Origin of the sequence: Streptomyces sp. NPDC005811, assembly GCF_040630405.1 — a bacterium.
In the GTDB taxonomy this organism is placed as follows: domain Bacteria; phylum Actinomycetota; class Actinomycetes; order Streptomycetales; family Streptomycetaceae; genus Streptomyces.
Window position 1 is genome coordinate 12897 of sequence record NZ_JBEXXK010000064.1, and the last position, 25016, is coordinate 37912.

Annotated in this window: 26 protein-coding genes and 1 pseudogene; 9 read left to right on the forward strand and 18 right to left on the reverse strand. The window is 70.4% G+C overall.

The window, feature by feature from the left end:
• Nucleotides 1-145 precede the first annotated feature (145 nt).
• From ABZ490_RS43850 to ABZ490_RS43870, 5 genes are all read right to left on the reverse strand, one after another.
• Nucleotides 146-823 (reverse strand): FCD domain-containing protein, encoded by a 678-nt coding sequence (locus ABZ490_RS43850; protein WP_359003740.1) that lies wholly within the window; start codon nucleotides 821-823, stop codon nucleotides 146-148.
• Between the two features lie 494 nt (nucleotides 824-1317).
• Nucleotides 1318-2811, reverse strand: a complete 1494-nt coding sequence (locus ABZ490_RS43855; protein WP_359003616.1) for a long-chain fatty acid--CoA ligase — start codon at nucleotides 2809-2811, stop codon at nucleotides 1318-1320.
• A gap of 74 nt (nucleotides 2812-2885) precedes the next feature.
• Nucleotides 2886-4331 carry an amidase gene (locus tag ABZ490_RS43860; RefSeq protein ID WP_359003619.1) on the reverse strand — a complete coding sequence of 482 codons (1446 nt, stop codon included), beginning with the start codon at nucleotides 4329-4331 and terminating at the stop codon, nucleotides 2886-2888.
• A gap of 153 nt (nucleotides 4332-4484) precedes the next feature.
• Nucleotides 4485-5537, reverse strand: coding sequence for an Lrp/AsnC family transcriptional regulator (locus ABZ490_RS43865; protein WP_359003622.1), 1053 nt, complete (start codon nucleotides 5535-5537; stop codon nucleotides 4485-4487).
• 108 nt (nucleotides 5538-5645) lie between these two features.
• On the reverse strand, nucleotides 5646-6389 hold the full coding sequence (locus ABZ490_RS43870; RefSeq protein WP_359003743.1) for a helix-turn-helix transcriptional regulator: 744 nt from the start codon (nucleotides 6387-6389) through the stop codon (nucleotides 5646-5648).
• A gap of 54 nt (nucleotides 6390-6443) precedes the next feature.
• Between ABZ490_RS43870 and ABZ490_RS43875 the strand changes: the two genes are divergently transcribed.
• From ABZ490_RS43875 to ABZ490_RS43885, 3 genes are all read left to right on the forward strand, one after another.
• Nucleotides 6444-7661, forward strand: a complete 1218-nt coding sequence (locus tag ABZ490_RS43875) for an MFS transporter (RefSeq protein ID WP_359003625.1) — start codon at nucleotides 6444-6446, stop codon at nucleotides 7659-7661.
• A gap of 117 nt (nucleotides 7662-7778) precedes the next feature.
• A complete protein-coding gene (locus tag ABZ490_RS43880; protein ID WP_359003628.1) occupies nucleotides 7779-8960 on the forward strand; it encodes a PLP-dependent aspartate aminotransferase family protein in 1182 nt (393 codons plus the stop codon).
• Nucleotides 8957-9454 carry a GNAT family N-acetyltransferase gene (locus ABZ490_RS43885; protein ID WP_359003631.1) on the forward strand — a complete coding sequence of 166 codons (498 nt, stop codon included), beginning with the start codon at nucleotides 8957-8959 and terminating at the stop codon, nucleotides 9452-9454. The genes ABZ490_RS43880 and ABZ490_RS43885 overlap by 4 nt, the downstream gene beginning before the upstream one ends.
• A 176-nt stretch (nucleotides 9455-9630) precedes the next feature.
• Here ABZ490_RS43885 and ABZ490_RS43890 read toward each other — a convergent pair whose 3' ends face one another.
• The 3 genes from ABZ490_RS43890 to ABZ490_RS43900 form a co-directional block, all read right to left on the reverse strand.
• Complete coding sequence (locus tag ABZ490_RS43890) at nucleotides 9631-10422, reverse strand: sulfite exporter TauE/SafE family protein (protein ID WP_359003634.1); 792 nt, start codon at nucleotides 10420-10422, stop codon at nucleotides 9631-9633.
• Nucleotides 10423-10497: 75 nt separating this feature from the next.
• Nucleotides 10498-11226: a cation transporter gene (locus tag ABZ490_RS43895; protein WP_359003746.1), complete on the reverse strand. Its 729-nt coding sequence runs from the start codon at nucleotides 11224-11226 to the stop codon at nucleotides 10498-10500.
• A gap of 5 nt (nucleotides 11227-11231) precedes the next feature.
• Nucleotides 11232-11567, reverse strand: a complete 336-nt coding sequence (locus ABZ490_RS43900; protein WP_359003637.1) for a metalloregulator ArsR/SmtB family transcription factor — start codon at nucleotides 11565-11567, stop codon at nucleotides 11232-11234.
• A 96-nt stretch (nucleotides 11568-11663) separates the two neighbouring features.
• On the opposite strand from ABZ490_RS43900, the gene ABZ490_RS43905 reads away from it, so the two are divergent.
• Nucleotides 11664-12326: a class I SAM-dependent methyltransferase gene (locus ABZ490_RS43905; protein WP_359003640.1), complete on the forward strand. Its 663-nt coding sequence runs from the start codon at nucleotides 11664-11666 to the stop codon at nucleotides 12324-12326.
• Nucleotides 12327-12464: 138 nt separating this feature from the next.
• Here ABZ490_RS43905 and ABZ490_RS43910 read toward each other — a convergent pair.
• The 4 genes and pseudogenes from ABZ490_RS43910 to ABZ490_RS43925 all read right to left on the reverse strand — a co-directional run bounded on the left by ABZ490_RS43910 (nucleotide 12465) and on the right by ABZ490_RS43925 (nucleotide 15794).
• Nucleotides 12465-12733: pseudogene (locus ABZ490_RS43910) on the reverse strand (hypothetical protein).
• A 118-nt stretch (nucleotides 12734-12851) separates the two neighbouring features.
• Nucleotides 12852-13757 (reverse strand): hypothetical protein, encoded by a 906-nt coding sequence (locus tag ABZ490_RS43915; protein WP_359003643.1) that lies wholly within the window; start codon nucleotides 13755-13757, stop codon nucleotides 12852-12854.
• Nucleotides 13754-14005: a hypothetical protein gene (locus tag ABZ490_RS43920; RefSeq protein ID WP_359003646.1), complete on the reverse strand. Its 252-nt coding sequence runs from the start codon at nucleotides 14003-14005 to the stop codon at nucleotides 13754-13756. Before ABZ490_RS43920 ends, ABZ490_RS43915 begins: the two co-directional genes overlap by 4 nt.
• Nucleotides 14006-14387: 382 nt before the next feature.
• The gene (locus ABZ490_RS43925) at nucleotides 14388-15794 is read right to left on the reverse strand and encodes a replication-relaxation family protein (RefSeq protein WP_359003649.1); all 1407 of its coding nucleotides are present in this window, start codon (nucleotides 15792-15794) and stop codon (nucleotides 14388-14390) included.
• A gap of 697 nt (nucleotides 15795-16491) precedes the next feature.
• Here ABZ490_RS43925 and ABZ490_RS43930 point away from each other — a divergent pair.
• Nucleotides 16492-16926: a hypothetical protein gene (locus tag ABZ490_RS43930; protein ID WP_359003653.1), complete on the forward strand. Its 435-nt coding sequence runs from the start codon at nucleotides 16492-16494 to the stop codon at nucleotides 16924-16926.
• A 331-nt stretch (nucleotides 16927-17257) separates the two neighbouring features.
• Here the strand turns inward: ABZ490_RS43930 and ABZ490_RS43935 are convergent, their stop codons facing one another.
• Together ABZ490_RS43935 and mobF are read right to left on the reverse strand one after the other, a co-directional pair.
• On the reverse strand, nucleotides 17258-17500 hold the full coding sequence (locus ABZ490_RS43935; RefSeq protein ID WP_359003655.1) for a hypothetical protein: 243 nt from the start codon (nucleotides 17498-17500) through the stop codon (nucleotides 17258-17260).
• The gene (gene mobF / locus ABZ490_RS43940; protein ID WP_359003658.1) at nucleotides 17497-18726 is read right to left on the reverse strand and encodes a MobF family relaxase; all 1230 of its coding nucleotides are present in this window, start codon (nucleotides 18724-18726) and stop codon (nucleotides 17497-17499) included. The genes ABZ490_RS43935 and mobF overlap by 4 nt, the downstream gene beginning before the upstream one ends.
• Nucleotides 18727-18798: 72 nt before the next feature.
• Here mobF and ABZ490_RS43945 point away from each other — a divergent pair, with 72 nt between their 5' ends.
• Entirely contained in the window at nucleotides 18799-19194 is a 396-nt protein-coding gene (locus ABZ490_RS43945; protein ID WP_359003661.1) for a hypothetical protein, read from the forward strand.
• Between the two features lie 10 nt (nucleotides 19195-19204).
• Here ABZ490_RS43945 and ABZ490_RS43950 read toward each other — a convergent pair whose 3' ends face one another.
• From ABZ490_RS43950 to ABZ490_RS43960, 3 genes are all read right to left on the reverse strand, one after another.
• Nucleotides 19205-20089 (reverse strand): IS5 family transposase, encoded by an 885-nt coding sequence (locus tag ABZ490_RS43950; RefSeq protein ID WP_359003664.1) that lies wholly within the window; start codon nucleotides 20087-20089, stop codon nucleotides 19205-19207.
• Between the two features lie 53 nt (nucleotides 20090-20142).
• The gene (locus ABZ490_RS43955; protein WP_359003666.1) at nucleotides 20143-20613 is read right to left on the reverse strand and encodes a relaxase domain-containing protein; all 471 of its coding nucleotides are present in this window, start codon (nucleotides 20611-20613) and stop codon (nucleotides 20143-20145) included.
• Nucleotides 20614-20977: 364 nt separating this feature from the next.
• Nucleotides 20978-21463 (reverse strand): lamin tail domain-containing protein, encoded by a 486-nt coding sequence (locus tag ABZ490_RS43960; RefSeq protein WP_359003669.1) that lies wholly within the window; start codon nucleotides 21461-21463, stop codon nucleotides 20978-20980.
• A gap of 408 nt (nucleotides 21464-21871) precedes the next feature.
• Between ABZ490_RS43960 and ABZ490_RS43965 the strand changes: the two genes are divergently transcribed.
• Nucleotides 21872-22522 (forward strand): DUF6417 family protein, encoded by a 651-nt coding sequence (locus tag ABZ490_RS43965; RefSeq protein ID WP_359003672.1) that lies wholly within the window; start codon nucleotides 21872-21874, stop codon nucleotides 22520-22522.
• A 442-nt stretch (nucleotides 22523-22964) separates the two neighbouring features.
• Here the strand turns inward: ABZ490_RS43965 and ABZ490_RS43970 are convergent, their stop codons facing one another.
• On the reverse strand, nucleotides 22965-23600 hold the full coding sequence (locus ABZ490_RS43970; protein ID WP_359003675.1) for a GNAT family N-acetyltransferase: 636 nt from the start codon (nucleotides 23598-23600) through the stop codon (nucleotides 22965-22967).
• Nucleotides 23601-23745: 145 nt separating this feature from the next.
• Between ABZ490_RS43970 and ABZ490_RS43975 the strand changes: the two genes are divergently transcribed.
• On the forward strand, nucleotides 23746-24099 hold the full coding sequence (locus ABZ490_RS43975; RefSeq protein WP_359003678.1) for a hypothetical protein: 354 nt from the start codon (nucleotides 23746-23748) through the stop codon (nucleotides 24097-24099).
• Between the two features lie 459 nt (nucleotides 24100-24558).
• Nucleotides 24559-25011, forward strand: a complete 453-nt coding sequence (locus ABZ490_RS43980; RefSeq protein ID WP_359003681.1) for a hypothetical protein — start codon at nucleotides 24559-24561, stop codon at nucleotides 25009-25011.
• Nucleotides 25012-25016: the final 5 nt, after the last annotated feature.

Consider the following 25016-nt stretch of genomic DNA (forward strand, 5'->3'; position numbering starts at 1 on the left):
TGCGGTGGCCGGTCCTCATCGAGACCTTCGACGTCGCCTCGCAGCATCTCGAGCACGCTCTTGCCACCTTGTCGGCCCACCCCCGACGGCCGGAAGCTCAGCGTGAGGGGCCCGGCGAGGGGGGCCGGGCGAGGGGGGCCGGGCGTCAGCTCGGGCGGGCCCGCTGGTGTTCCTTCACGGCCCGGACGGCCGGGTCCATCGCGCCCCGGCCGAGTTCGGTGAGCAGGTCGGCGTGGCAGCGGTTGCGGGCCCGTACCACCGCCGGGTCGGGCGGGGGCAGCAGCAGGCACTGCCGGCCGAGGAGATCGGCGGCGAACTCGCGGATCCCGGCGCCGCCGAGCAGCTCGGCGAGGTCGAGATGGAAGCGGGTCTCCAGTTCGACCAGCCGGGCCGGGTCCTCGGCCAGGTCCAGCTCCGCGACCAGCGACCGCAGCCCTTCGAGGGAGCCGTCCTGGACCTCGCCCGCACCGTGCGCCACCAGTCCGCACTCCAGCAGCAGGTGGAAGGAGTCCAGTACGGCGGCCTCCTCGGCGTCGTGCATCAGGGCGACGACGGTGTCCCAGTCCGGGGCGACGAAGGTGCCGCCGGAGCGGCCGCGCCGCCGGTCGAGCAGGCCGTCCTGGCACATCCCCTCCAGTGCGCGGCGCACGGTGATCTCACCGATCCCGAGTTCCTCCGCGAGGACGCCGGCGTCCGGCAGCCGGTCACCCGGTGCCACGGACTTCAGGCGCACCCACAGCGCGACCCGGGAGCGGACCAGGTCCGACCCCGTCTGACTCCCGCCGGAGCGCAGGCGGATGTCCCCGCCGCTGCGGGGTGGGATCTTGCCGGTCAGCTCCGCAAGCGGCTTGATCGATCTGTCTTCTGACACATCGCCATCGTCTTCAGCGGGCGATGCATCGTGCTTCCGAGAACCTGCCAGGCAATGAAGCAAATACGCCATGAACTGGTTGTGCCGGTCCACGACCGGCCTGCTGCCCAGGTCCGGCACCCCGGGGGGCGGCCGAAGTGGCGCTTCGCTGCCGCCGCCGGGTCGCGCCGCGGGGCCAGAGCCACCAGTCACACCAGTCGCACCCGTCCCGCGGAGTCCGGTTGCCGACGCGGCCGTCCCCAGCGCCATCCGGGTCTTGTCCACCGTCCGGGCACCTCGCTCCGTCCGACGACGGGTTTCGGTAGAGTCCGCGGCCCTGTACGAGAGCGGCGACCAGGCCGTGGACCCGGCCTTCTCGTCAGGACTGCGGGCAGATTCCCCAGGACAGATACCTCATTGGCGTCTTCCGACGGCTCGCAGGCGTCCCGGAGCACCAAGAAAGCCTGTCAGTCAGCCGGTGCTGAGATCTCCCGCTTGAGGATCTTGCCGCTCGGCCCCATCGGCAGCGCATCCACCAGCCACACGTGGCGCGGGTACTTGTAGGCGGCCACCCGCTCTTTGACGAACCGCTGAAGTTCATCGGTGGTGGCCGAGGCGCCCGGACGCAAGACGACGGCCGCTACCACTTCCTCGCCCAGCCGTCCGTCGGGCACGCCAAGGACAGCGGCGAGGGCCACAGCGGGATGCTCGTGCAGGACCTCCTCGATCTCGCGCGGGTAGATGTTGTAGCCGCCACGGATGATCATGTCCTTCTTGCGGTCGACGATGTAAAGGTAGCCGTCCTCGTCCTGCAGGGCGAGGTCGCCGGTCCGCAGCCAGCCGTCGGGGATGGCGGCGGCGGTGTCCTGGGAGCGGTTCCAGTAACCCTTCATCAGGTTCGGTCCGCGCACCGCCAGTTCGCCGACTCCGCCCGGCGTCACGTCCTGGCCGTCGTCGTCGAGCAGGCGCACCTCGACGTCGCGGATGGGGGTGCCGATGGAGCCGGCCTTGCGTGGCCGGTGGGGGTGGTTGAAGGTGACGACCGGACTGGTCTCCGACATGCCGAAGCCCTCCAGCACCATGCAGCCGAAGCGTCGTTCGAAGCCGTGCAGGACCTCCACCGGCAGCGAGGCGCCGCCCGAGATGCACATGCGCAGAGTGGATACGTCGGTATCCGCGGCGTGCGGGGACTGGAGCAGGGCCGCGTACATCGTGGGCACGCCCTGGAAGACGGTTGCCCGATCGCGGGCGATTGCGTCGAGCACCGTCTGTGCGTCGAAGCGGGGGATGAGGGTGAGCGAGGCGCCGCTGCGCACCGCGGCGTTCATCGTGCAGACCTGCCCGAAGATGTGGAACAGCGGCAGGCAGCCCACGATGACGTCCAGTGGTGTCGCCTGCTGTACCTCGACGGCGGTGACCTCGATGTTGTGACGCAGTCCCGAGTGGGTGAGGGCTGCGCCTTTGGGGACGCCGGTGGTGCCCGAAGTGTAGAGCAGCACGGCGACGTCGTCGCCGGTCGTGTCGGCGATCTCGTGGCGCGGCTCCTGCCCGGCCAGCAGGGAGGCGAAGGCGGCGGGCTCGATCACGAGCCGGCGGACACCGGCGGCGGCCGCGCCCTGGGCGCCCTCGCCGGGGGCCAGGTGCCACTCGGCGAGGAGCACAGCCCCGGAGTCACGCAGCTGGTACTCGGTCTCCCGCGCCTTGAGCAGCGGGTTCATCGGCACCACGATCCCGCCTGCGCGCAGGATGCCGTAGTAGAGGACGACGAACTCGGGCACGTTCGGCAGCATCAAGGCGACCCGCTCGCCGTCCCGCAGCCCTTGCGTGCGCAGCAGTGTGGCGGTCTGCGCGCTGAGCCGATCGAGTTCGGCGTAGCTGGTGACCGTGGTGCCCAGCCGCAGTGCGGGCTGCTCGGGATGGCAATGTGCGGTGTCCGCCAGGAATTCCGCCAGGTTGGGCATGGTGCCTCCTTGCACTCATGTTCTGCGACGCGTGCGAAGCCGCCCGCACCGCCGGGGGTCTGGTGGTGCGGGGGTCAGGACTGGTGCTGTCGGAGGGCCGTATACGACCAGGGGCGCAGGGTCTCCAGTGCCTTGCCGACGCGGAAGACCGTGGGGTCGTCGTAGGTGTGCCCGACGATCTGCAGGCCGGTGGGGACGCCCCAGCTCGACCTGCCCGAGGGCACGTTGAGGACGGGGCAGCGGTTGTTGATGTTGAACGGCAGGGTCATGGCGGCCCACAGGGTGTCGGCCACCTCCTCGCCGCCCACCACGACCTTCTCCCCTGTGAGGTCGTCGCCTGCGTGCCAGCCGGGGATCGCGGTGGTGGGGCACAGCAGAGCGTCGAACCCCTCCAGAGCGGTCGCGAGTTGACGCTGGAGACGGTTCTCCACGCGCAGCGCGTCGAGGTAACTGACCCGGTCGCGGAAGCTGTGCATCAGCTCCACGAAGGCGACCGTGTTGGGGCTGAGCCGGTCGCGGTACTCCTCGGGGATTTCCAGGAGCGCCGCCCCGAAGATCGTGGAGTAGTGGCCGGCGACCGCGGTCAGCAGGTCCTGCCTCGTCCAGGGCAACGTGATCTCCTCGACCACGGCGCCCGCGTCGGCCAGCACCCGGGCGGCGGCTCGGGTGTTGGCCTCGATCTCCGGGTGGACGTCGTACTCACCGAGCCGGATGCACAGCGCCAGGCGCATGCCGGAGACGTCCTCGTAGGTGGCGGGCAGGGTCAGCTTGGGGCGGATCGAGTTGGGGTCCGCAGGGTGGGGGCCGACCAGCACGTTCTGCAAGGCGATCACGTCGTCGACGGTGCGGCCCATGGGGCCGTCGCCCCGGTAGTGGTCGGCCGCGAGCGGACCCATGCCGGGGTTGCGGCCGTAGGGGGCCTTGAAGCCGACGGTGCCGGTGAACGCGGACGGGATCCGGGTGGAGCCACCGATGTCGGAGGCCGACGCCAGCAGGGAGGTACCGGCCGCGAGGCTGGCGCCCGCGCCGCCCGAGGAGCCGCCCGGGGTGAACTCGGGGTTCCAGGGGTTGCGGGTGATGCCCCACAGGCGGGAGTGCGTGAACGTGGCGGCGGAGAACTCGGGCGTGGTGGTACGGGCGTGGACGATGCCGCCCGCCTCCACGATGCGGTCGATGACGGGGGCGTTCTCGGCGGCGATGTTGTTCTCGTTGAGGAGGGAGCCCTCGGTCAGCAGCCGGCCCTTGATCGCGTGCTTCTCCTTCGTGGCGACCGGGATGCCCTCCAACGGGCGCGGCTGAAGACCGCTGCGGCCGAGGTAGCGGTCCTCGGCGTGCCGGGCCTGCTCCAGGGCCTGGTCGAAGAGACGCTCAGTGAAGGCGTTGATCCGCGGTTCCATCGTCTCGGTCCGCTCGATGACGGCCCGCATCAGCTCCACCGGGGACAGCTCCCGGGCAGTGAACAGACGCTGGGCCTCGGCGGCGCTGAGGTAGACGAGGTCAGTGGAGGTGGTGGGAGACATGGGGGATCCTTCCGGCCCGGCTCGCGGTGCGAGGACATGACGTGCTCGAACGCCGTCAGCATCCGTTCACGCCGCCACGACCCCCGAAAACTGCACGGATCCGCCAGATTCCTGATCTGTATGCGGGAATGCGTCACACCTGAGAGTGGTGGTTCAGGGGATCGGCTGCCACAGGTCCATCGGCACGCTGGCGACGCTGCGCCCGTCCTCGGACAGCAGACGTCCCATGCGCTTGACCCAGCGCAGCGTGACCACCCGGTTGAGCACCCGCATGGAGGGGATCAGGGCCGCCACCCGGGCCTCGTAGCGGGCCAGGTCGTCCAGCGCGTGCAGCCACACCACGCTCAGCAGGTTGGCCTCCGAGGCCGTCGACGCCGCCAGGCGGGTCTCTTTCAGCTGCGCCATCTCCTCGGCGGCGAGGGCGAGTTCGGCGGGCGCCACGCTCATCCACAGTGTCGCCGTGCCGTGCCAGCCCGCGTGCGGGAGGGCGGCCTCACAGCGCAGCACCGCCTTGCTGTCCCCGTGCAGCAACGTGCCCAGGGCGCGCCGGACGCTCGACTCGGGGCGGCCCAGCTCGGCGGCGAGCGCGGCGACGGGACGACGGCCGTCCGGCCCGAGCGCGAGCATCAGACGGCGCTCCTCGCCGGTGAGCACGGCCGCCCTGCCGCCCGCCGCGCCGCCGCCGGGCTCGGCCAGATCACGCTGCTGGCCACGGGAGAGGGAGTCGAAGCGCCACCGGCTGCCCTCCCGGTTGAGATGCTGCACCAGGTGGGTACGGGTGGCGGTCACCGAGGCGATGCGGCCCAGCGCCAGAACGTAGGAGGACATCAGCTCCATGCTGCCGGTGGCGACCGTCAGCAGCAGATCACACGAACCGGACACCACTTCCACGCCCAGCGCCTGCGGATGTCGGGCGATCGTCTGCGCCAGTTCCTCGCGGGCCTGCGGCACGCAGGACACCTCGATCAACGCCAGAGCCGCGTAGCCCACCTGCCCGGCGGCCGGATAGCAGGTCACCCAGGCGATGCCCGCCTCCCGCAGCCGCGCCCAGCGCCGCGAGAGCGTCGCCGCGTCCACCCCGAGCGGGCCCGCCAGCTGGCTCCAGGGCGCACGGGGCGCCACCTGAAGGGCGGTGACCAGCGCGAGATCGAGCTCGTCCAGCGACACCCGGGACCCGGCGGACACTGCGGGTGCGGTTTCGTGCATGCGATCGGCCTCCTGCCGCGGATTCTTGCAACACCGGCCCGGCCACCGGAAGGAACCCGGCCCGGCCCGCCGCACGGGTCACCCTCCGGACCCCGCCCGCCGGCGGCGTCAGTCCGTGGGGTGGGAGCCGGGGGTGTGGCCGAAGGTACGGCGGAAGACGTCGATGAAGGCGCTCGCGGAGGACCAGCCGCACTGATGCGCGACCGCCGTCACCGCGGTGCCCTCGGTCAGCAGGACCAGCGCGCGGTGCAGGCGCAGCTGGGTGCGCCACTGCGGAAACGTTATGCCGAGGTCACTGCGGAAGAGCCGGGACAGGGTACGGTCGCTCGCCCCGACCTCGCGGCCGAGCTCGGCGAGGGTCCGGCCGTCGCCCGGGTCGGCCTGCAGAATCCCGCACAGCGCGCGCAGCACCGGCGTGGTGGGGGTGGGCAGGTGCAGCGGCTGCTGGGGGGAGGCCCGCAGCTGGTCGAGGAGGACCGCGCGCAGCCGCGCCCGCTCCCCGCTGCCGTCGGCCTCGCCGTGCGTGTAGGCGATGATCAGCTCGCGCAGCAGCGGGCCGACGGCCAGCACGGTGGGCGCGGCCAGGCTGAGCGGGTTCTCGGCGGCGGGCAGCCCCACCAGGTGCAGGTCGAGTTCGCCGTAGGCGCGGTGGGCGTGCACGGTGCTGGCGGGCACCCAGATCGCCCGGGTGCCCGGGGCCACCCACGATCCCTCGCTGGTCGTGATGGCCAGCACCCCGCGCCCGGCATAGATGATCTGGTGGTCGTCGTGCCGGTGGGCGTCGATCGCCTCGCCGGACGCCAGCCACTGGGTGCGGGTGGGGGCCACGGACTCGTGGCGGACTTCCGTCATCATGTGGCAGTTTATCGGAAGCGGGACACGGCGGTGGGTCCGCAGCATGACGGTATGCGAAGGAACACCTCGATCACCCTGCTGTCCGTGGGCCACGCCTGCGTCGACATCTACCAAGGCGCCGTGGCGGCCCTGGTGCCGTTCTTCATCGCCGAACGCGATTACACCTATGCGGTCGCCTCGGGCATCGTGCTGGCCGCCTCGCTGCTGTCCTCGGTGGCGCAGCCGGTGTTCGGCGCGCTCACCGACCACTGGGCGATGCCCTGGCTGCTGCCCGTCAGCACCCTGCTCGGCGGTGTCGGCATCGCCTTGAGCGGGCTGGGCGGCTCGTACACGCTTACGCTCGTGTTCGTCGCGATCTCGGGCATCGGCGTGGCCGCCTACCATCCGGAATCCGCGCGCGTCGCCCGCCTCGCCAGCCAGGGCAGTCACCGGGCCATGGGCTGGTTCTCCAGCGGCGGGAACATCGGCTTCGCGCTGGCCCCGCTCATGGTCACCGCCGTGGTGGCCCCCGGGGGCTTGAGCTGGACGCCGCTGCTGGTGCTGCCGGCCCTCGTCGGTACCGTGCTGTGCCTGCCCGTGGTGCGTGCCCTGCAGCAGAAGGAAGTCGGCGGCACCGTGACCGCGCTGCCGGCCGGGAACGACGACGTCGCCTCCTTCGTGAAGCTGTCCCTGGCCGTGGTCTTCCGGTCGATCGCGTTCGTCGGACTGAGCACCTTCATCGCGCTGTACGTCCGCCAGCGCCTGGGCGGCAGCGAGGTCGTCGGCACCGTGGCCCTGACCGTGCTCTACTGCGGCAGTGCGGTCGGCTCGGTGGTGGGCGGAAACCTGGCGAGCCGCTGGGACCGGGTGACGGTCACGCGCTGGGCGTACCTAATCACGGCCGCGGCCATCGCGGGCGTGGTGTGGGTGCCGGGCCCGGCCATCTACCTGTTCGTGGCCCTGACCTCGGTCTGCCTGTACGTGCCGTTCTCGCTGCAGGTCACGCTCGGTCAGGACTACCTGCCCTCCCGGGTCGGCACCGCCAGCGGGATCACCCTCGGCCTGACCGTCAGCATCGGCGGCCTGGCCAGCCCCGTCATCGGCTCCCTCGCCGACGCCACGTCCCTGCAGACGGCCCTGGCCCCTCTCGTCGTGATGCCCCTGCTGAGCTGGCTCCTCTTCCGCAACCTGCCCGAACCCACCGCACCCGACGCCGAGACCGCCCCGCAGCCGCAGGACGCCAGCCTCGACGCCGCCCCGGCCCCCGCCCAGCAGCTGGGCAACCGCTGACCGACCCCGCAGGCCGTCCGCCCACCCGGACGGCCAGACCGCGCCGTCGGCCCTGTGGACGCCCACGCCACGGCCAGTCGACAACTGCCCTGTCACTGATCACCAAAGGACGATCTGATGGATACCGAGACGCTGCTGATTCACGCCGGCCGACAGACTGCGATCGCCGCGAATGCGGTGAGCCCTCCGCTGGTGCGCACCTCGACCACCGTGTTCGCCTCGTACGACGCCTACAAGCAGGCACAGGGCGGGCTGGTCTTCGACGGCCCGCGCTACGGCAGATCCGGCACCTCGACCACGTTCGAACTGCAGCGCGCCATGGCCCAGATTGCCCACACCGAGACGTGTATCGCGACCAGCAGCGGACTTGCGGCGATCACTGCCGTGCTCGCCGCGCACGCCGGACCCGGCCGCCACCTCCTCGTCGGCGCCGGTGTGTACGGGCCCACGCGGGTCTTCTGCGACAACGTCCTGATCCCGTCGGGCACCGATGTGGAGTACTTCGCCCACGACACCGACATCGCGCCCCTGCTGCGCGAGAGCACGAGCCTGGTGTTCGTCGAGACGCCCGCCTCGCTGACCATGGAGATGTGGGACGTGCCCGCCATCAGCGCGGCGGCCCACGACCGCGGCGTGCCCGTCGCCTGCGACGCGACCTGGGGAACACCGGTCTTCTTCGACGCGCACGCGCTCGGGATCGACATCTCCATCCACGCCGCGACCAAGTTCATCAACGGCCACTCCGATCTCCTGCTCGGACTCATCACCGGCACCCTCGACGCCCTGGCCGGCGTGCGCGCGTACTGCGACCGCAGCGGCACCCATGCCGCCCCGGACACCTGCTGGCTCACCCTGCGCGGACTGCGCACCCTGGCCGTGCGCATGGAACACCACCAGCGCTCAGCCCTCACCGTCGCGCAGTGGCTCACGTCCCAGCCCGGCGTTCAGCGCGTCCTGTTCCCCGCCCTCGACACCGACCCCGGCTACAAGCTGTGGCAGACCCAGTTCTCCGGCGCCGCAGGCCCGTTCACCGTCGAGCTGGCCCCGTGCAGCGAAGCGGCGTTCACCGGGTTCATCGACAGCCTCTCCCTGTTCGGTCTCGGCACGAGCTGGGGCGGGTTCGAGAGCCTGGTCATGCCCGCCGTCCCCCACCACTTGCGCGCCCTGGCCGCCCCCACCGACGCCCCGCGGCTCGTCCGCTTCCACATCGGACTGGAAAGCCCCCACGACCTCTGCGACGACCTGGCCACCGCACTGACCTGCCTGACGTCGGCGCACGACACCGCGGGCACACCATGACCCGCCTGGACGTACGTCCGGCCGGCCAGCACGAACTCCACCTGGTCGAGGCACTGCTCGACGACGCTTCGAACTGGCTCGCGTCCCGGGGCATCGGCCAGTGGCAGTACCCGCCCGAACGAGCCGAGATCGAGCAGGCCATCGACCGCAGAGCGTGCTTTCTCGCCTTCCGCGACGGTCTGGCTGTCGCGACGATCCAGGTAGACGACTACGCGGACCCCGAGTTCTGGCAGGAAAACGACCGACCCGATACCGCCCTGTACGTGCACCGCCTGGCGGTCAGCCGCTCGACAGCCGGACAGGGCATTGGCTCCGAACTCCTGACCTGGGCTGCACAGCACAGCGCCGAGGCAGGCAAGACGCTACTTCGACTGGACGCCTGGAAGGACAACGCCGGACTGCACACGTACTACCTGCGCCACGGCTTCGAGTTCGTCCGGATCGTAGACGTGCCCCACCGAGGATCAGGAGCACTGTTCCAGCGAGCGACGTGACCGCTCGTGATCGACATGGCGCTGGACGACAGCCCGTGGAGGCTCAACAGCGAATGACCGAAATATGACAGGTTTCGACCTTGTCCATAGTGCGCATGAACTGCTCCCTGTCCATGGTCCGTTCGCCGATCTCAGCATCCCGGCCGCTCCGTGGCGTCGCCCCGGGTGGCGTCGTGTCAGGTCAGCGTCTGGGCGGCGTAGAGGGCGCCGAGGGCGGTGGCCAGGGTGCCGAGTAGGAGTCGGAGTGCTGTCTCCGGCAGGTGGGGCTGGAGCCGGGCGCCGAGGTAGCCGCCGATGAGACCGCCGAGGCCGCAGGCCAGGCCGATCCACCAGTTGGGGGCGACGGGTCCGGTGCTCACCAGCGCCAGTGCGGTGTACACGGCCGCGCCGGCGACGGAAGTGGTGAACGTCGCGGCGAGCGTGGCCGGTGCGATGAGGGCCAAGGGCAGACCACGGGCGGCGAGGATCGGCCCGAGCAGAGAACCGCCGCCGATCCCGTAGATGCCACCCACCACCCCGACACCCAAGGCCAGGACGGACAACGCGGTGGGAGACGGTGATGCGGCGGCTTCGGCCGACGCCCCTTTGCCGACCGGGTGCCGCGTTCGGATGCACAACCACAGCCCGAGCGGCAGGAGCAGGGCCGCGATCAGCAGCCGGAAGACGTCCGGCCCCGGCAGGACGAACACGCGCACGGCTGCACCGGCGGCGACGCCGGGCAGCGTCCAGACGACCAGACGGCGGGCCAGCGTGCCGCGCAGGGCGCCGTTGCGGCGGTAGCGCCACAGAGCGCCGGGCCCAGCCACCACGTTGAACAGCAGGTTCGTCGGCGTGACCGCAGGGCTGGGCACATCCAGGACGCTCAGCTGGACCGGCAGGAGGAAGACCGCCCCGGACACACCGACCGGCGCGGTCACCGTCGAGATCAGCAACCCGGCGGCCAGCCCCGCCCAGATCGTCCACTCCACCTCTGCCCCCGCCCGCAATCGCCCGGCCAGTATCAACGGCCCGGGCACCAGCGGAGCGGGATCACAACGAGATGTTCACGAACAGCAGGAACAGCCCGGGCCGCACCCGCACGCATCCTCCGAGTCCAGACTCGGTCCAGGGGCTCGGGTGCCGGCGGCCGGGTGGGCGGCAGGTGCGCAGCAGCCCTTGCCCTGCCAGGCATCACGCCCCTCCTTGACGGCGATGACGGCGATCACGAGGGCGGCGATCGGGTCGGCCCAGGACCAGCCGAGTACGGCGTTGAGGATCAGACCGGCCAGCAGGACGGCGGAGAGGTAGGTGCACAGCAAGGTCTGCTTGGAGTCGGCGACCGCGCTCGCGGAGCCGAGTTCCCGTCCGGCCCTGCGCTGGGCGGCGGACAGGAACGGCATGACCGCCAGAGAGAGGGCGGCCAGCACGATGCCGGGGATCGAGCGGTCGGCGTCGGCGCTCCCGGCCAGCGCGCGCACGGCGTCGACGCCGACATAGGCGGCGAGCGCGAAGAAGGAGAGAGCGATGATCCGCAGGGTGGTCTTCTCCCGCGCCTCACGGACCGCGTACTCGCAGGCGGAGAACTGCCAGGCGACCGCGGCGGCGGAGGACACCTCGATGACCGAGTCCAGCCCGAACCCGACGAGGGCCGTGGAGGACGCCAGGGTGCCGGCGGTGAGGGCGACGATCGCCTCGATGACGTTGTAGGTGATGGTCGCGGCGACCAGCAGCCGTATCCGGCGGGTGAGCGCTTCACGGCGGGACGGGGACGGGCCGAGCGATATCGCGGTCATCATCATCAGCAGCAGTCCTTCGTGCCAGCGTCCTGGCAGGTCTTGTCCGACTCGACCGCGACCACGGCAGCGAGCAGGTGGTCCAGGGCGTGGCCGAGGCGTTCGTCGGCGAGCTCGTAGCGGGTACGGCGCCCGTCCGGGGCGGTCACGACCAGGCCGCAGTCCCGCAGGCAGGCCAGGTGGTTCGACAGCCGGGTACGGGAGACACCAAGCGCGTCGGCGAGGTCGGCCGGATATGCCGACGCCTGGCGCAGGGCGAGCAGGATCCGGCAGCGGATCGGGTCGGCGAGCGCGCGGCCGAAGCGGGCCAGTACGTCGATGTCGGAAGCAACGGTCAGCACCCCACGACAGTACATGACATCCTGAATTCAAAGAATCCTGGATAATCGAAGGCGCAGGCGCGCAGAGGCTCCGCCCATGCGCCAGGTATCGGGAGGATGAGGACCGTGACGGACGACGGGCGAGACCTGGCCGGTGTCCAGCGGGCGCACTGGCAGCACACCTATGCCGCCCACCCCGGCATGTACGGCAAAGAGCCGTCCGAGCCCGCGGTCCACGCCGCCAGCGTCTTCCGTGCCGCCGGGGCCCGGGACGTGCTCGAACTCGGCGCCGGCCACGGCCGCGACGCCCTGTACCTCGCGGCCCGGGGCTTCAGCGTTCAGGCCACCGACTTCTCCGCGACCGGACTTGACCAGCTGCGCCACGCCGCACGCGCCCGGGGGCTGAACGGCTGCGTGACCACGGCCGTGCACGACGTCCGGGAGGCCCTCCCGCTACCGGAGGCGTCCGTCGACGCGGTGTTCGCGCACATGCTGCTGTGCATGGCGCTGTCCACCAAGGAGATCCACGCCCTGGTCGGCGAGGTCGCCCGGGTGCTGCGGCCCGGCGGCACCTTCGTCTACACCGTCCGGCACACCGGCGACGCCCACTACGGCACCGGCACCGCCTGCGGGGACGACATCTTCCAGCACGGCGGCTTCGCCGTGCACTTCTTCGACCGCCCTCTCGTCGACGGCTGGCATCTGGACCAGGTGCACGCCTTCGAGGAGGGCGAACTCCCCCGCCGGCTCTGGCGCGTCACCCAGACCCGGCCGCACTGACCCGCCCCGCACGACCGGGCGGTGTCACCGCCGCGGCTTCACGGTCAGGTGCTGAAGGACGGCACCCGCTGCCCCAGGTCAGGCCCTACTCCGTTGTTCCGCCGCTGCTGTGTCTTCACCCAACCGAGCGGCAGGCCGTCAGGGGCTGTCGCCGCCCCAGTCCCATCGGGCCGGATCGCCGACGGATCGTACAGCGCCCGCCCGCTGGGGCCGAACTGCCCGAGCCCGGTGAACAGGGAGACACCGTCGCCGATCTCCTCCGGCCTCCAGCCGGTGATGTCGAGCAGCAGTCCGTCCAGCGGCCCGCCGACCAGTTCGGCGTAGCGCCGTCCCGGCTTCGGGCCGGGATGGTGGTGGCCGGCTCCGTAGATCCGGCCACGCAGCAGCTGCTCATCGTCGCTGCGCATGCCCTCCAGCGCCTCGCGGCTTTCACCGACAATATGGGCTTGTCCAGGGCCGCCTGGGCTTGTGCGGGTCAGGTGTGCAAGCGTGCGAGCCAGCGGCCGGGCTCGATCGTGTTCTGTTTCAGCGGCGGCTTTTTGCTGCCTGTTGAGCGTCGTCGTAGAGGTCGTGGATCGCATCGGCCAGATCCGGCAGCTCGGCCAGTTCTATGTTTCTGGGATTGGCGGCGTAGCCGATCAGGCCCAAGAGGCGGTGCACGATGTCGGCCTCCTGCTGCTGGCGCTGCCATTGGGGATCGTGCAGGCCATCGTCAACTGGGGGCGGCTGGGACCTGCGGAAGCGCTCGTCCTCGGCGACACACTCCCGAAGGGCCTTGGGCCACACGAGCGGCTCCCGCGACGGATTCTGCGGTGGCGCCTCCTTGCCATGGCGGATGGCATGCATGATCCGGGCCTCGTGAGAGCCGTCCACGCGCTGTTGCAGGTCTTCGACGGCAGCCAGTTGCCCAGCGACGCGCCGGATCCGCGCAGCGTTGCTCAGCGCCCACTGGCGTTCGGCGCGGCGGCTGCGGAGGGCACGGGCGTACTCCACTCGTTCGCTCTGTGTGGCAGGCACGGTGCCGTCGGGGCGTGTGTAGGCGCGTCCGAGCTGGAGGTGTCGTCGTTCGGCTGCTTGGCGGCCGCTGAGCTCCTGCCATTCGGCGATGTGTGCCCAGGTGATCCGCTTCGTGCGCGCCAAGGTGGTGAGCTTCAGTTCGTCGTGGTCGAGCTTTTCCCGGAGCATGCGGATGGCCAGGAGGGTGGCCAGGATCTCGGATTCTGTGGCGTCAGGCCGCAGGAGGCCTTCGGCCCGCTGGCAGATGCGGTCGTAGTTACGGGCGACGTCCATCAAGCGGCCCGGGGAGTCGCCGTCGGAGCTCGGGAGCCGGCGAGCACCTGGCGTCTTCTCCGTCAGCATGGCCCAAGCCCGTGCTCGGTTGTGGTGCTTCTTGGGGCTGTTGGTGCCGTCTGGACTCTGTGTCGTCTTCATGACGACACCTGACGTCGTCCTTCGGACGACGTTCTCGGCTCGTGCGTCGGCGTCGGCACGCAGAGATCATGTTCGGGTACGGCTGACTCCAGGGGTTCGTTGTTCAGGGCAGGGGTCGTTTCCTGGCCCTGCCGGCGGCTGCGGCGCCGCCAGGCCGCCCGCAGCGTGCCAGCGGCGAGCACCGTGAGCGCGAACATGACCGAAGCCACGTACTGGGCGCTGATGTCATGAAAGAGGGATGCAGACATCGTCGTATCAGCACACGGGCGTGTGCGATGCCTCCTTACGAGGGTCGCTGGTGCAGAGAGGCGTCCCGCCCGGACGATTCCCCGAGGCGATCGGACAGAACAGCTTGTGACGGATCCACTACGATCCGTCCGCTACGGAAGTGTGCCGGGCGCACGCCATGTGCATATGCACTCTCGCCAAACCCACCAGAAGCGCCACCTTGCGCCACCCCTCACTAAGGGGACATACGCCACATATGGGCACAGTGAGCTGCAAAAGAAATGTCGTCGTCCGGATGCACCGAGCTGTAGCCAGTCCCTCAACTCCCTTAAACACCAGACAGATTGAAATGCAAGGTCGGTATGTCTCACAGTCGCCACCGGCAACGAGAGCTTGCCCGGGTCAGCTGCGCCAGCGCCCGAGCCAGCCGCCGGCCTTCGGCGCGGGCGGCTCCTGCCCCTGCTCCAGGCGCTCTCGCTCATCTCTTTCTGCCTGGCGCTGAGTCTCGACCACCCGCTCCTTGCACGCGTCGCACAGCTGCGGGTGGGTATCGCGCGGATCGCCCCAGTGGCCGGGTTCGGCGGCCTTCCAGCGTTCGTCGGTGAACTTCGCCCCGCAGCCGGCGCAGACGGGGCGGCGGGCTTCCCGCTCGGCAGCCTCCTGGGCAGCCCGACGGCGCTGTTCGGCCCGGTACGCCTCCTGTTCGGCTTTCCAGCGGGCTTCCCGCGCGGCTTCGACCGCGACCTGGCGGGGGTTGCCGATCGCGTCCAGGAGCGGCTGGAACGACTCCCGGCTCCAGGGCCCGCGGCCGAAGCGCCAGAAGATCCGCCCGGCCGGGCCGTGTTCGCACAGCAGGTCCAGCGAGGTGGCCACGATCGGCATCTGGCGCTCGTAGGTGTGGTAGCCACCGCCGCTCGCCGGGAACCCACGCCAGTAGTGGTAGGTGATCTCAGCCAGGCGCGGGATCGTGCAGTCCGGGTTGCGTTCCCCGATCCGGTTGAACACGAACAGCAGGGGCGGGAGGGGGTCATCGCTGTCCCACTGCATCGGCCAGCGGGTGCGCCACATCGGCTTTTCGCGCCCGTCGGTGTCCTTGACCTTCCGCTGGAAGAACCGTCTGTACTTGTCGACCTTGCCCGCGAGCTCGTGGGCGGACTCGTGGCAGTTGTCGATCTCCACGAACAGCAGCGGCACCCCGTCCTCGGGCGCGGTGATGACGATGTCCGCCTGGGCGCCGCCCCTGCCGGGGTTGGACCAGGTGCCCGTCGCGGGCAGCGCCACCTCGGTCGCGTAGGAGGCGATGGTGCCCAACCCGTCCGGCGCGTCGACCGCGGCCTGCGCGGCAGCGAGGACGTCGGTCGGCTCACTGGCGAGCCGGGCCAGGTCCGGCTTCGGCCGCAGCAGGGCGAGCACGGCCTCATTGACCACCATCGGATGGGAAGCACCGGTGCGGCCCGCGCCACGGGCCGGGTTGCCCATCTCCCCCACCGGCCGCCCCAGCTCGTAGGAGGCGGCCTTCAATCCCATCGGGGTGAGGTTGCGCAGCCTGTCCCCGCCCGGAATCTGCCCGCCGTTCTCCGCCAGACCGTGCTTGCGCAGATCGGACAGCGCGCCCGTGTGCGAGGCGGTGCGGGCCTGCTTCCGCTTCGAGGGCGTCGGCTTGTCGGTGTGGCGGTAGCTCAGGTGCGGTGCCGCGATCTGCTGGATCTGTTCGACCGTGGCGACCTTCAGCACTCCCAGCACACGCAGCACGTCGCCGCGCAGGTTGTTCGACGATCCCGCCGGGTTCTCCTCACGCTTGACCGCCATCAGCCCCGCTCCCTCCCCGTCGTCTGCCGCTCGCGGCCACCCGCCGGGCGCCGGCCGTGCCCGGCAGCAGAGGGCATCCGGCCCCCGGACCCGATGATCTCCTCCCCCACAGACATCACCCACAAGTTCAGGAGGAGAGAGGAGGGTTGTGGCGACGCGGCGCGCGACCGTACCCGCGTGGTGACCTGCGGGTTTTCTGTGTCGCCGGGCGTCGGGCTCCAAAGTGGGTTCCACAGTGGCGTCCCAAGTGCGCACCGCAGGACGCCTGGGCGGCTTGCCCAGTCCTGGTCGGGCTCATGGTCGGGACGGGCGCGCCGGGTGCCTGTCGGTGGTCGGTGCGTGGTCATCGTGATGGCTCCTTCGCTTCGGACCGCCCCTGGGCGGGCGGTGATCGAGGGAGCAGCGTGCAGGGGACCCCCTTGTCCGCGGTCTGACGGCGGCCGGTAGCAGGCGCGGTCAAGGGGAAATGCGACGGCGGTCGGGGCGGTAGCAGAACTGGACAAGGGGGCATGGTCGGGTTCGTGGTCGGGCCAACCACGCTGGTCAAGGGGGGGGGGCCGGGTTTGATCCTTGCGGCCCTGATTCGTCCCATTCGGTCGGAGGGGAGAGTTCTCTGTCCTCTGTCCACAGGTTGGCGGGCCGAGGCTGCTGGGACGTCGCCGTGATCGGCACGGCGCCCGTACGTCAGGAGCTACCTGTGTTCCCCATCGTTCCCTCGCTGCCCCCGCACCTGGTCCAGCTCGGCTTCGACTACGTCCTGGCGGTGGAGGCCGGAGACGACGCCACGGTGGCGCGGCTCGCGCCCGAGGTGGAGCAGTTGCCGGGACTGCTGCCGGTCATCGCGGAACTGGTCGTCTTCCCCGTGACCGCGTTGTCCGACGACACCGAGCCCTGCGCCGACTCCTTCGTCCTGGACGAGGTCGGCGTCATCTACCTGATGGCGATCAGGGAGTGGGCCAGGCATGTCCCCGAGGCTGCGGCGCCGGGGATCGCCCGCACCATCGCGCACTTCGTCGGCCAGGTCCTCGCCAACGCACCGACGGACGTCGTCCGGGCTCTGCAGACACTGCGCGATGAACAGGTGGAGCAGGCCCGTGCGGTGGTGGCGACTGTGGTGGCTCTGCACCGGTGACCGCACCACCGTGCGGGTGGGTGCGCACTGGTGCGGGAGTGGTGCGCATCGAGTGGACTCGGGCGGTGGAGCGGGCCGGGTGGGGCGGCACACTTCCCCTTGACACGGGCCGAGGTCAAGGGGAAATGCAGCGGGAGTGCGCCGGGTGGATGCACGGCATCGTCCCGGCAATGTCGTGCACTCCCGGCCGGTGGACTCCACTCGGTGGAGTGGATGCCGAGCACGGTGTCGTCCACTCCCGGCTGGTGGGTTCCACCGAATGGAGTGGATGCGGTGCATCATCAGCGCCGCCGGTGCGATGCACCGCATCGGGCGCGCGCACCGGGTCCACTCAGTGGCCGGCCTCCCGGCCGCGGTGCGGTCCGGACTCCTGCGGGCGGTGCGCCTGCTGGTCGTCCTCGCGCACCGGATGCGCGCCATCGGCATCGTCCCGGTGCGCGTAGCGGTCCATGGTGGCGCGGGCCCGGTCGGCCGCCGCGGTGAAGGCGGCCCCGAGATGGCGCAGCCGCTCGGCTGTGAGATCGAGGGCTTCCACGTCGGTGCGGGACTCCCGCAGGGCCCGCAGCGCCGTCATGTCGAGTGCCGGCCGGGGCTCGGAGTCGGCGTCTTCGTTGGCGTCCGGGAACGGGATGAGGAGTTGCTCGGGCATCGCCGCCTGCTGGTGCGCCACGACGTCGTACAGGGCGCGGCCGGTGCGGCGCGCAGCCGGGCGGTGAGAACGGTGGAGTAGATGACCGCACGCTGGTGGAGCAGCGGGACGCGCGGGATGTCCCACTCCCCCGGCTCCAGGGGCAGGCGGGGCATGTCCGGGTCGCCGGGGCCGGCCGGGGGCCGGTGGCCGGCCTTGGGTTCGGCGTCCGGTGGGCGGCGGGCGGGCGGGTCGGTCAGGGGCCAGCGGGCGGTGTAGAGGCGGTAGGCCGGCATGCGGCCGCGCAGTGTCTTCGGCTCGGTGATGTCCAGGCAGTGCGTGGCGATGGCGGCGTTCACGATCTTCTCGTCCAGGCCTGGTGCGCGGCGGCGGCCGCGCAGGACGAGGGCGAGGTGACGGCGGGCTTCGGCGAGCAGGTGCCGGCGGTGGAAAGAGCCGTCCTTGTTCATCACGAACACCATCGCGGTGACGTCGACGGCCGCCAGGGCGACGTCGACCACGGCGGCGACCCGGGCCCGGATCGCCGCCGCCGTGGCACGGGCGCGCTCGAGGAGGGAGTCGATGGCGTCGACGGTCACCCCGGAGGTGAGGATCGCGCTCGTCTTCCACCACGCGCGCAGCTGCGCGAGCGGCCGGGTCTGCTGCTTGGGCGGGCGGGTCATCCTCGCCGCCATCCGGTTCAGCTTGGCGCGGGCCTGCTCGGAAACCTCGGGCGCGAATTTCAGGTTGCCGTCGTCGTCGACGGCGGTGACGTACTCGTGCTCCAGGTCGGCCCGGCAGGCGGCTATCTGGTCGCTGCGCCGTGAGGTCCAGCGGATCAACTCGTGCGGCACCCCGGCGATCTCCATCACCGGGCGGCGCCCGGCGGTGACGGTGCGCGGCTCGGAGGCCAGCCCCAGCGCCTCACACACCTCAGCCATCACGATCTCGTTGTAGAGCGCGGACGCGGCGACTGTGTTCTCGAACATGACCTCCGAATGGACCGATCCCCACTTCCCGCCTGGACGCTGCCCCTTCACCGACAGCCACAGATGGTCATGGAGCAGCGGCATGCCCGACCGGGCCTCGTAGTGGCGGAAGCGGGCGGCGACCAGACCGCCGGGCGGCCGGACCTGGTAGACGCCGTTCTTGCCGAAGCGGATCACCGCCACCTAGGCCGTGTCCGATGGGTCGTGTGAGCTGATCAGGATGTGGCCTAGTGTTCGCTGGACGGAGGGGGCCACATGTCGCGCGATATAGCCGCAGTAGAGGCGGAGATGAAGGGGATCAGGTTTCGTGCCTGGCACGGAGAGCACTACGTGACCCTGGCTGAGCTACTGGTTCGCCTCGGCAGCTTCGGCCTGGACCTGACCTGGCGCGTCGAATTCGACGAGATCGTTGACCCTCGCTGTGCCGAGATGGAGAGAAGGTCCGCTGACGTGGGGATGGACACGTTGACGCTGTTGTCGTTGACGACCCCCTTCCTACAGCTGATCGACGCCGAAGCACGTGGGTTCGCTGGGGATGAACTGATGGTGGTTCTGACCGAGTTCGACAGCTCCTCGTGGGATGTCAGGGCTGTCGACGAACGCGTACTCAGCGACCTGCGCCACCACTACCCGGACGCCGAGGCACTCTGAACGGGACGTCTCACTGCGGACGGAGCCATAGCCGGATGGCAGCCACGGTGACCGTTCCGTGGAAGACATACGCCCGCTTGTCGAAGCGTGTCGCGACGGCTCGGAAGTTCTTGAGCCGGTTGATGGTCCGCTCGACTTCATTGCGGCGACGATAGATCGTCTTGTCGAAACCTGAGGGCCGGCCGCCTTGGCTGCCGCGGCGCCGACGATTGGCCCGCTGGTCCCTCGGTTCGGGGATGGTGTGCTTGATCTGTCGTCTGCGCAGGTGACGCCGGTTGCGGCGGGACGAGTACGCCTTATCTCCCCCGACATGGTCGGGCCGGGTGCGTGGTCGTCCACCGTCCCGCCGGGGCACACGGATCTCTTCCAGCACGGGGATCATCTGGGGTGCATCTCCCCACTGCCCGGGCGTGATCACGAACCCGAGTGGGCGGCGCCCACCCTCTCCAGCAAGGTGGATCTTGCTTGTGAGGCCACCTCGCGAGCGTCCCAGTGCTTCATCGGGGCGGTGGCGCGTCGGGCTCTTGCGCCGTCCCGGGATCTTCGGGGCGCGGGTGGAGGCGCCAGCCGCGTGCTGATGAGCGCGGCACGTCGTGGAATCGACGCTGACCATGCTCCAGTCGATCCGGCCCTCGGCATCGGCGTTGGTCTGGACGGCCCGCAGGATTTTCTCCCACGTGCCGTCCGCCGACCACCGTCGATGACGGTCGTGAACCGTCTTCCAGCTGCCGAAACACGAAGGCAGGTCCCGCCAGGGAAGGCCGGTCCGCTGCCGGAACAAGATCCCGTTGATCACGCGACGGTGACATTGCCAGCGTCCACCCCGCCCACGATTCCTTGGCAAGTGCGGCTCCAGCAGAGCCCACTCTTCATCCGAAAGATCTCCCCGCCCCATGCCCCACGGAACGAGTTCCCAGCGGCAGTGTCACCCGACCCATCGGACACGCCCTAGTCCTCGATCCACTCCAGCACCCTCTCGATCGCCCGCTCGTGCGCGGCCTCGATCACCCGCCGGGTCGCGTCATCACCCAGCGCCCACAGCAGGTAGACCGTCGGCTGCGAACGGAAGACGAGGTCGAAGCCCGTGACCTTCACCCGGCGGCCGAGGGCGCCGGCCTTCCACGCGGCCTTCGGCGACGTGCCCGCAGCCAGCAGGTCGGCCTCGATCAGATCCGCGTGCGGGTGCCGGCCTCTCTCCCCGAACAGGTTCCGCAGCTGCGCCTCCGTGACGACGTCCCCCGCGGCCAGGCCAAGGGCCGGGAGCCCGCGGCCCATCCATCGGCCGACCGGGACACCGGCCTCCTCCTGAGCCCTGTCGAGCGGCGTGCGCGCCAGGCGCCGGCCATCGCCGACGACGGTCTGACGCAAGTGGTAGCGGTACATCTGCCCAGCGGTGATCAGCGCGAAATCCATCGTCATACAGACACGCCACACGGCCCTGACCTGCAAGAAAAGCCCGATCCACGTTGCGTCCCGCCGGGCGGGAACAGCGGCCGAACTTTCTTCTGAGGCACCCGTCAGGCGGGAAGCGGCTCCGGCCGGTGAGCCAGTGTCATCGCTCTCCGGAGAAGCCCCTCACCCCACCACCAACACCCGCCAACGCCCCACGCATGCAAGCCGACCCCCGTGGCTCCGGCCGCATCCGGGAACGAGCCGCAGCGCCAAGCCCCGACCGGCCCCTGCCATCAACGCACAACTGTGGCCCCGGGCACCTGGTCGGTGCCCGGGGCCACAGCTCGCGGGCTGGTGACCGACGGGCGGTCACCTCCTACAGCGGGGTGGGTCAGCGGCGGTGGCCGCCGTGGTGGCGGTTGTAGCCCCAGGACTCCTCGTCGATGACACGGCCGCGGTGGTTGCTCAGGGTCGCGGTGTCACGGTCGTTGTTCCACACGTAGGCGCGGCTGCCCTGGTACAGGTCGGTACGGGTGTCGCGGCCGACACCGGTGTGGACGCGGACCGTGGCGCGGCCGGCCAGACGGTAGCCGTCGAAGGTGTAGGTGTGGCCAGAGGCGTCCTCGAGCGTCCAGCCGTCGAGGTTGACCGCCTGACGGGTGGTGTTGGTCAGCTCCACCCACTCCTTGTTCAGCGAGCGGTTGGAGCGGTCGTCCCGCCCCGGCGAGTCGTACTGGACGGCCGAGATCTCCACCTTCGCACGCGGAGCCCGGTGGTCGGCCGCGGACGACGGCAGCGCCGCCACCGAGACCAGAGCCCCGGCCGCGAGCGCGGCGGCGGCCAGACGACGGGCGGAGACAGAAGCGGAAACGGACAAGGAAGTCCCCCTGACGGTGCAGGCACCCTCCCGGGGCGGCCTTCGCGGCCGCCGGTGGGAGTCGGTGCGGTGTACGGGTGGCGGCCGACCGGCCGCACACACAGCTTCACCACCCCGCACGCCACTTGAGAAGGAAACATTGGCCTTATTACTTTTCACCCGCATTTCCGCAATCCTCGGATGTAACGTCCATTTAAGTTCCGGATGCACGAAGTTGACGCCCCGACAGACCGACCACCCTTGCGGCAGAACGGCAACAGCCGCATCCCCCGCCTCGCCCCGGCCCGTCGGGCGGACGGCCCGTCACCCGAAAGTGAGTAACAGGTCCTTCGCGCTCCCCGGGCCGTGACGTCGCCCGGCCGGTGCCGGTTTCCCTACCGGTAAAGGGCACGGGCGTGGAGGAGGCACATGGCCGGCGAGGCGAAGGTCCTCGACCTGCTCGGGGCTGTACAGGCGCACCAGCGGGACGCGGGTCACAGCTGGGCGGTGGACGTGGTGCTGATGACGGTGAAACGGCGGGTGCTCAACCTCGCCGACCGGGGCCTGCTCGAACTCGCCGACCGGGAAGAGCGGGCGGCCCTGTCCGCGTGGGAGGGCCGACCGGTGAGGTGGGCGGCCCGCCTCGCCCCGCCCGGACACGACCTCCTCCTCTACACCTGTGCCCGCCCACGGCAGATGACGCACGCAGAGGCGGAACCGGGTCGGCGGCGCGTCGAGCTGTGCCTGTCCCAGATGGCAGTACTGCTGCTCGCCGTCAGCCTCGCCGACCGGCTCCAGCAGCCCCTCGCCGAGGGGCTCGCCGATGAGGTCCGTGCCGCCCGCTGCGACCACCTGGTCAAACGCTGGGTCCTCCACCTCACCGAGGACCAGCTCGCCAGCGTCGCCTACATGTTCTGGCTGCACAAGACGACCGGCTCCGCCGCCGAAGCCAACCGCTTCACCCGCGACACCGGCATCACCTACCAGCCCGCCCCCACCCCGCGCACCGCCGTCCCGCCGTCCGTCCCGATCCTGCACCGCCAGCAGACACCAACCACACCTCCCAGCCACCGCAGCTGACCGGAACGCCTTCGGGATCCCGCTCTCCGAGACCGGCTCGGACACCTGCCGGGCGAAGACAGGGGTCCGCACCGTCAGCGGCTCCGGACCGCCCCGTGCACGAGCTCCTGCTCAGCCGGCGCGAGCGTGCCCTCAGACACGGTGGACTCGGTATCGGCGGCGGTTTCCCGGGCCCGGCGGATCAGCCGTGTGCGAGGACCTGCAACGTCAGCCTGTGTCGCCTGCTGTTCGAGCGTGGTGATCTTGGCCTTGAGCTGCTCGGTGTCGTCCGTGCCGCCAATGCCGACCTCGCGCGACCTGGAGCGGACCCACGCGGCATATCCCTCGGGCGGTGCGCACCCCGGTGGGACCGGTGCGCATCCACTCGGTGCGCATCGTGCGACCGACAGGCGCAGCACCGCCTCCGCCGTGGGTGCGAACTCGAACGTGCTCTGGGCGGGGGTTAGATCGCGCGCGAGAACATCTGCTCGCCGGGGAGCGGTGAGGCACCGACGTCGGAGTGCCTGGAACTGCCGGGGAGGATGACCGGCTCGCCCGGGGCATGGATGGTGAACCCGTGGCGCCGATAGAACCGGGCCAGGGCGGCATCCCCAGCGGTGAACTGCCCGTACGCCAAGAACGCGCGGTGCTCCCGGTGGATTGCCAGGGCCTTGGTGAGGAGGGCGGAGGCGATGCCCTGACGGCGGTAGTCGTCTGCGACGGCCAAGGCACGGAACTTGACGTAGGCCATAGCGGTAGCTCCCAGGGCTACGGGGTCTGCTCCGTTACGCTCCATGCCTCCAAGGACGGCCAGGGGCGGGATGCTGGACGAGATGCCGACGATGCGTGCGGTGGGTGTGTGTTCGGCGACCAGGAACAAGATCCGTCCGGCTCCGAACTGGCTGGTGAACGGGCCGCCTTCATCGATGACGTCGCGCATGGTCTCGCGGTCGTCGAAGTCGCCGTGCCCTTCCATGGCGAGCGCGACAAGATCAGTGAATGCCTTGCCTTCCCCTGGACGGGTCTCTCTGATCTGGATGTTGTCGGGTAGTTCGTCGGGACGTCGGCGTCGGGGCTTGCCAGGCTTGTGTCGTCCCACAAGCATCCTCTCAATTTGGAGTAAGAGTGCGGCCGAGCCGGTCACAAGGGGTACCTCGTGACCGGCGTGCATGCACGGTTACCAGTAGGGCGGAAGACCGTGCTCGTTGAGGGCTAAGGCGGTCATCAAGCCGATGGAGGTGAGGATGATGGCGCATTTTTTGCGGTTCGAGGGCTCCAAGGGGCACGACGGATCACCAACCTGCTCCTGCCGGTCACAGCTGCTGGCCCGGTCCACGGCCCGGTCCGTGCTCGGGGCCGAGCTGCTGGCTGCCCGCATCGGCGGCCGGGACACCTTGCGCACTCAGTGCACTGCCAGCGGCGGCCTGGTGCGCACGCTGATTGGCGACCTTGCGCAACGCGGTGAGCCGCTGCCCGGCGCGACCGAGGCGGCTGAGCTGGTCGGCGGTCAGCTCCAGGGCCTCCAGGTCGGTGCGCAGCGCGGCGACATCGGCAGGGCCGGCCTTCTTGTGTACGGGCTGCTCGTCCTGGCGGACTAGGAGCAGTTGCTCGGGTATCGCCGCCTGCTGGTGCGCAAAGACGTCATACGGGTCCGGCCTGCACGACGGGCGGTGCGCAGCCGGGAGCTGAGCACAGTGCTGGCAGCGGCGCGGTCGTGGCGAGCGGCACGAGGGGGATGTCCCACTCCCTCGGCTCCAGCGGAAGAAGTGGCCCGGTCGGCGTCGTGGTCAGGAGTCGGCTGGCACCGTGCGGGTGGTGGACAGAGGGACGCCTTCTCCGTCCGGCGTCGCGCGCAAGGAACGGCGCCGGAGCGGGCTCGAGATCGTCCGAGCCCGCTGAACTGGCGACATGCCGTGCCAGCCAGGCAGGTCGTACGCAAGGTGGTCCGATTGCACGGACCGGAGGCGCCGTTGCGTGACGTGCGGCGGGAACCGTCCAACTCCCCCATGCATCACTGAATGCAAGTGTCCGATTGCACAGGGCAAGGATGGTGGGGGATGGATCCGGTATCGGTGGGGCTGCTGGCGGCGCTGGCCGGCGGGGCCGGTGGGGAGGTGGGCCAACAGGCCTGGGCGGGGCTGAGCGCGCTGGTGCGGCGCCCGTTCCGCCGGGACGGCGGCGGGCAAGGCCTGGCGGGCAGTTCCGGAGAGGCAGAACTGGTGCACTTGTCCGAGGACCCCGGCGACCAGGGCCGGGCGCAGGCTCTGAGCACGGCGCTGGCGGTCCGGGCCGAACTGGACGAGGACTTCCGTACCCGTCTTGCGGCCTGGCAGGAGCAGGCCAAACTGGTGCTCACCGGGGACGGGGCGGTGACGAACACCGTCAGCGGCGGCACCCAGAACGGACCGGTCGTGCAGGGCCGGGACTTCTCCCACCTGACCTTCACCACCACGCCCCCGCCCCCGCCCACCGACGCTACCGGTGACAGCGCAGCCGACCCGGCGAGGTGACCGGC

Excerpts from the sequence above, each read along its gene's own strand:
- ABZ490_RS43855 (WP_359003616.1), bottom strand. The coding sequence starts at position 2,811 with ATGCCCAACCTGGCGGAATTCCTGGCGGACACCGCACATTGCCATCCC.
- ABZ490_RS43860 (WP_359003619.1), bottom strand. The coding sequence starts at position 4,331 with ATGTCTCCCACCACCTCCACTGACCTCGTCTACCTCAGCGCCGCCGAG.
- ABZ490_RS43865 (WP_359003622.1), bottom strand. The coding sequence starts at position 5,537 with ATGCACGAAACCGCACCCGCAGTGTCCGCCGGGTCCCGGGTGTCGCTG.
- ABZ490_RS43870 (WP_359003743.1), bottom strand. The coding sequence starts at position 6,389 with ATGACGGAAGTCCGCCACGAGTCCGTGGCCCCCACCCGCACCCAGTGG.
- ABZ490_RS43875 (WP_359003625.1), top strand. The coding sequence starts at position 6,444 with ATGCGAAGGAACACCTCGATCACCCTGCTGTCCGTGGGCCACGCCTGC.
- ABZ490_RS43880 (WP_359003628.1), top strand. The coding sequence starts at position 7,779 with ATGGATACCGAGACGCTGCTGATTCACGCCGGCCGACAGACTGCGATC.
- ABZ490_RS43885 (WP_359003631.1), top strand. The coding sequence starts at position 8,957 with ATGACCCGCCTGGACGTACGTCCGGCCGGCCAGCACGAACTCCACCTG.
- ABZ490_RS43895 (WP_359003746.1), bottom strand. The coding sequence starts at position 11,226 with ATGACCGCGATATCGCTCGGCCCGTCCCCGTCCCGCCGTGAAGCGCTC.
- ABZ490_RS43905 (WP_359003640.1), top strand. The coding sequence starts at position 11,664 with ATGAGGACCGTGACGGACGACGGGCGAGACCTGGCCGGTGTCCAGCGG.
- ABZ490_RS43915 (WP_359003643.1), bottom strand. The coding sequence starts at position 13,757 with ATGAAGACGACACAGAGTCCAGACGGCACCAACAGCCCCAAGAAGCAC.
- ABZ490_RS43920 (WP_359003646.1), bottom strand. The coding sequence starts at position 14,005 with ATGTCTGCATCCCTCTTTCATGACATCAGCGCCCAGTACGTGGCTTCG.
- ABZ490_RS43925 (WP_359003649.1), bottom strand. The coding sequence starts at position 15,794 with ATGGCGGTCAAGCGTGAGGAGAACCCGGCGGGATCGTCGAACAACCTG.
- ABZ490_RS43935 (WP_359003655.1), bottom strand. The coding sequence starts at position 17,500 with ATGACGGCGCTGCGGGCCCTGCGGGAGTCCCGCACCGACGTGGAAGCC.
- ABZ490_RS43945 (WP_359003661.1), top strand. The coding sequence starts at position 18,799 with ATGTCGCGCGATATAGCCGCAGTAGAGGCGGAGATGAAGGGGATCAGG.
- ABZ490_RS43950 (WP_359003664.1), bottom strand. The coding sequence starts at position 20,089 with ATGGGGCGGGGAGATCTTTCGGATGAAGAGTGGGCTCTGCTGGAGCCG.
- ABZ490_RS43955 (WP_359003666.1), bottom strand. The coding sequence starts at position 20,613 with ATGACGATGGATTTCGCGCTGATCACCGCTGGGCAGATGTACCGCTAC.
- ABZ490_RS43965 (WP_359003672.1), top strand. The coding sequence starts at position 21,872 with ATGGCCGGCGAGGCGAAGGTCCTCGACCTGCTCGGGGCTGTACAGGCG.
- ABZ490_RS43975 (WP_359003678.1), top strand. The coding sequence starts at position 23,746 with ATGATGGCGCATTTTTTGCGGTTCGAGGGCTCCAAGGGGCACGACGGA.
- ABZ490_RS43980 (WP_359003681.1), top strand. The coding sequence starts at position 24,559 with ATGGATCCGGTATCGGTGGGGCTGCTGGCGGCGCTGGCCGGCGGGGCC.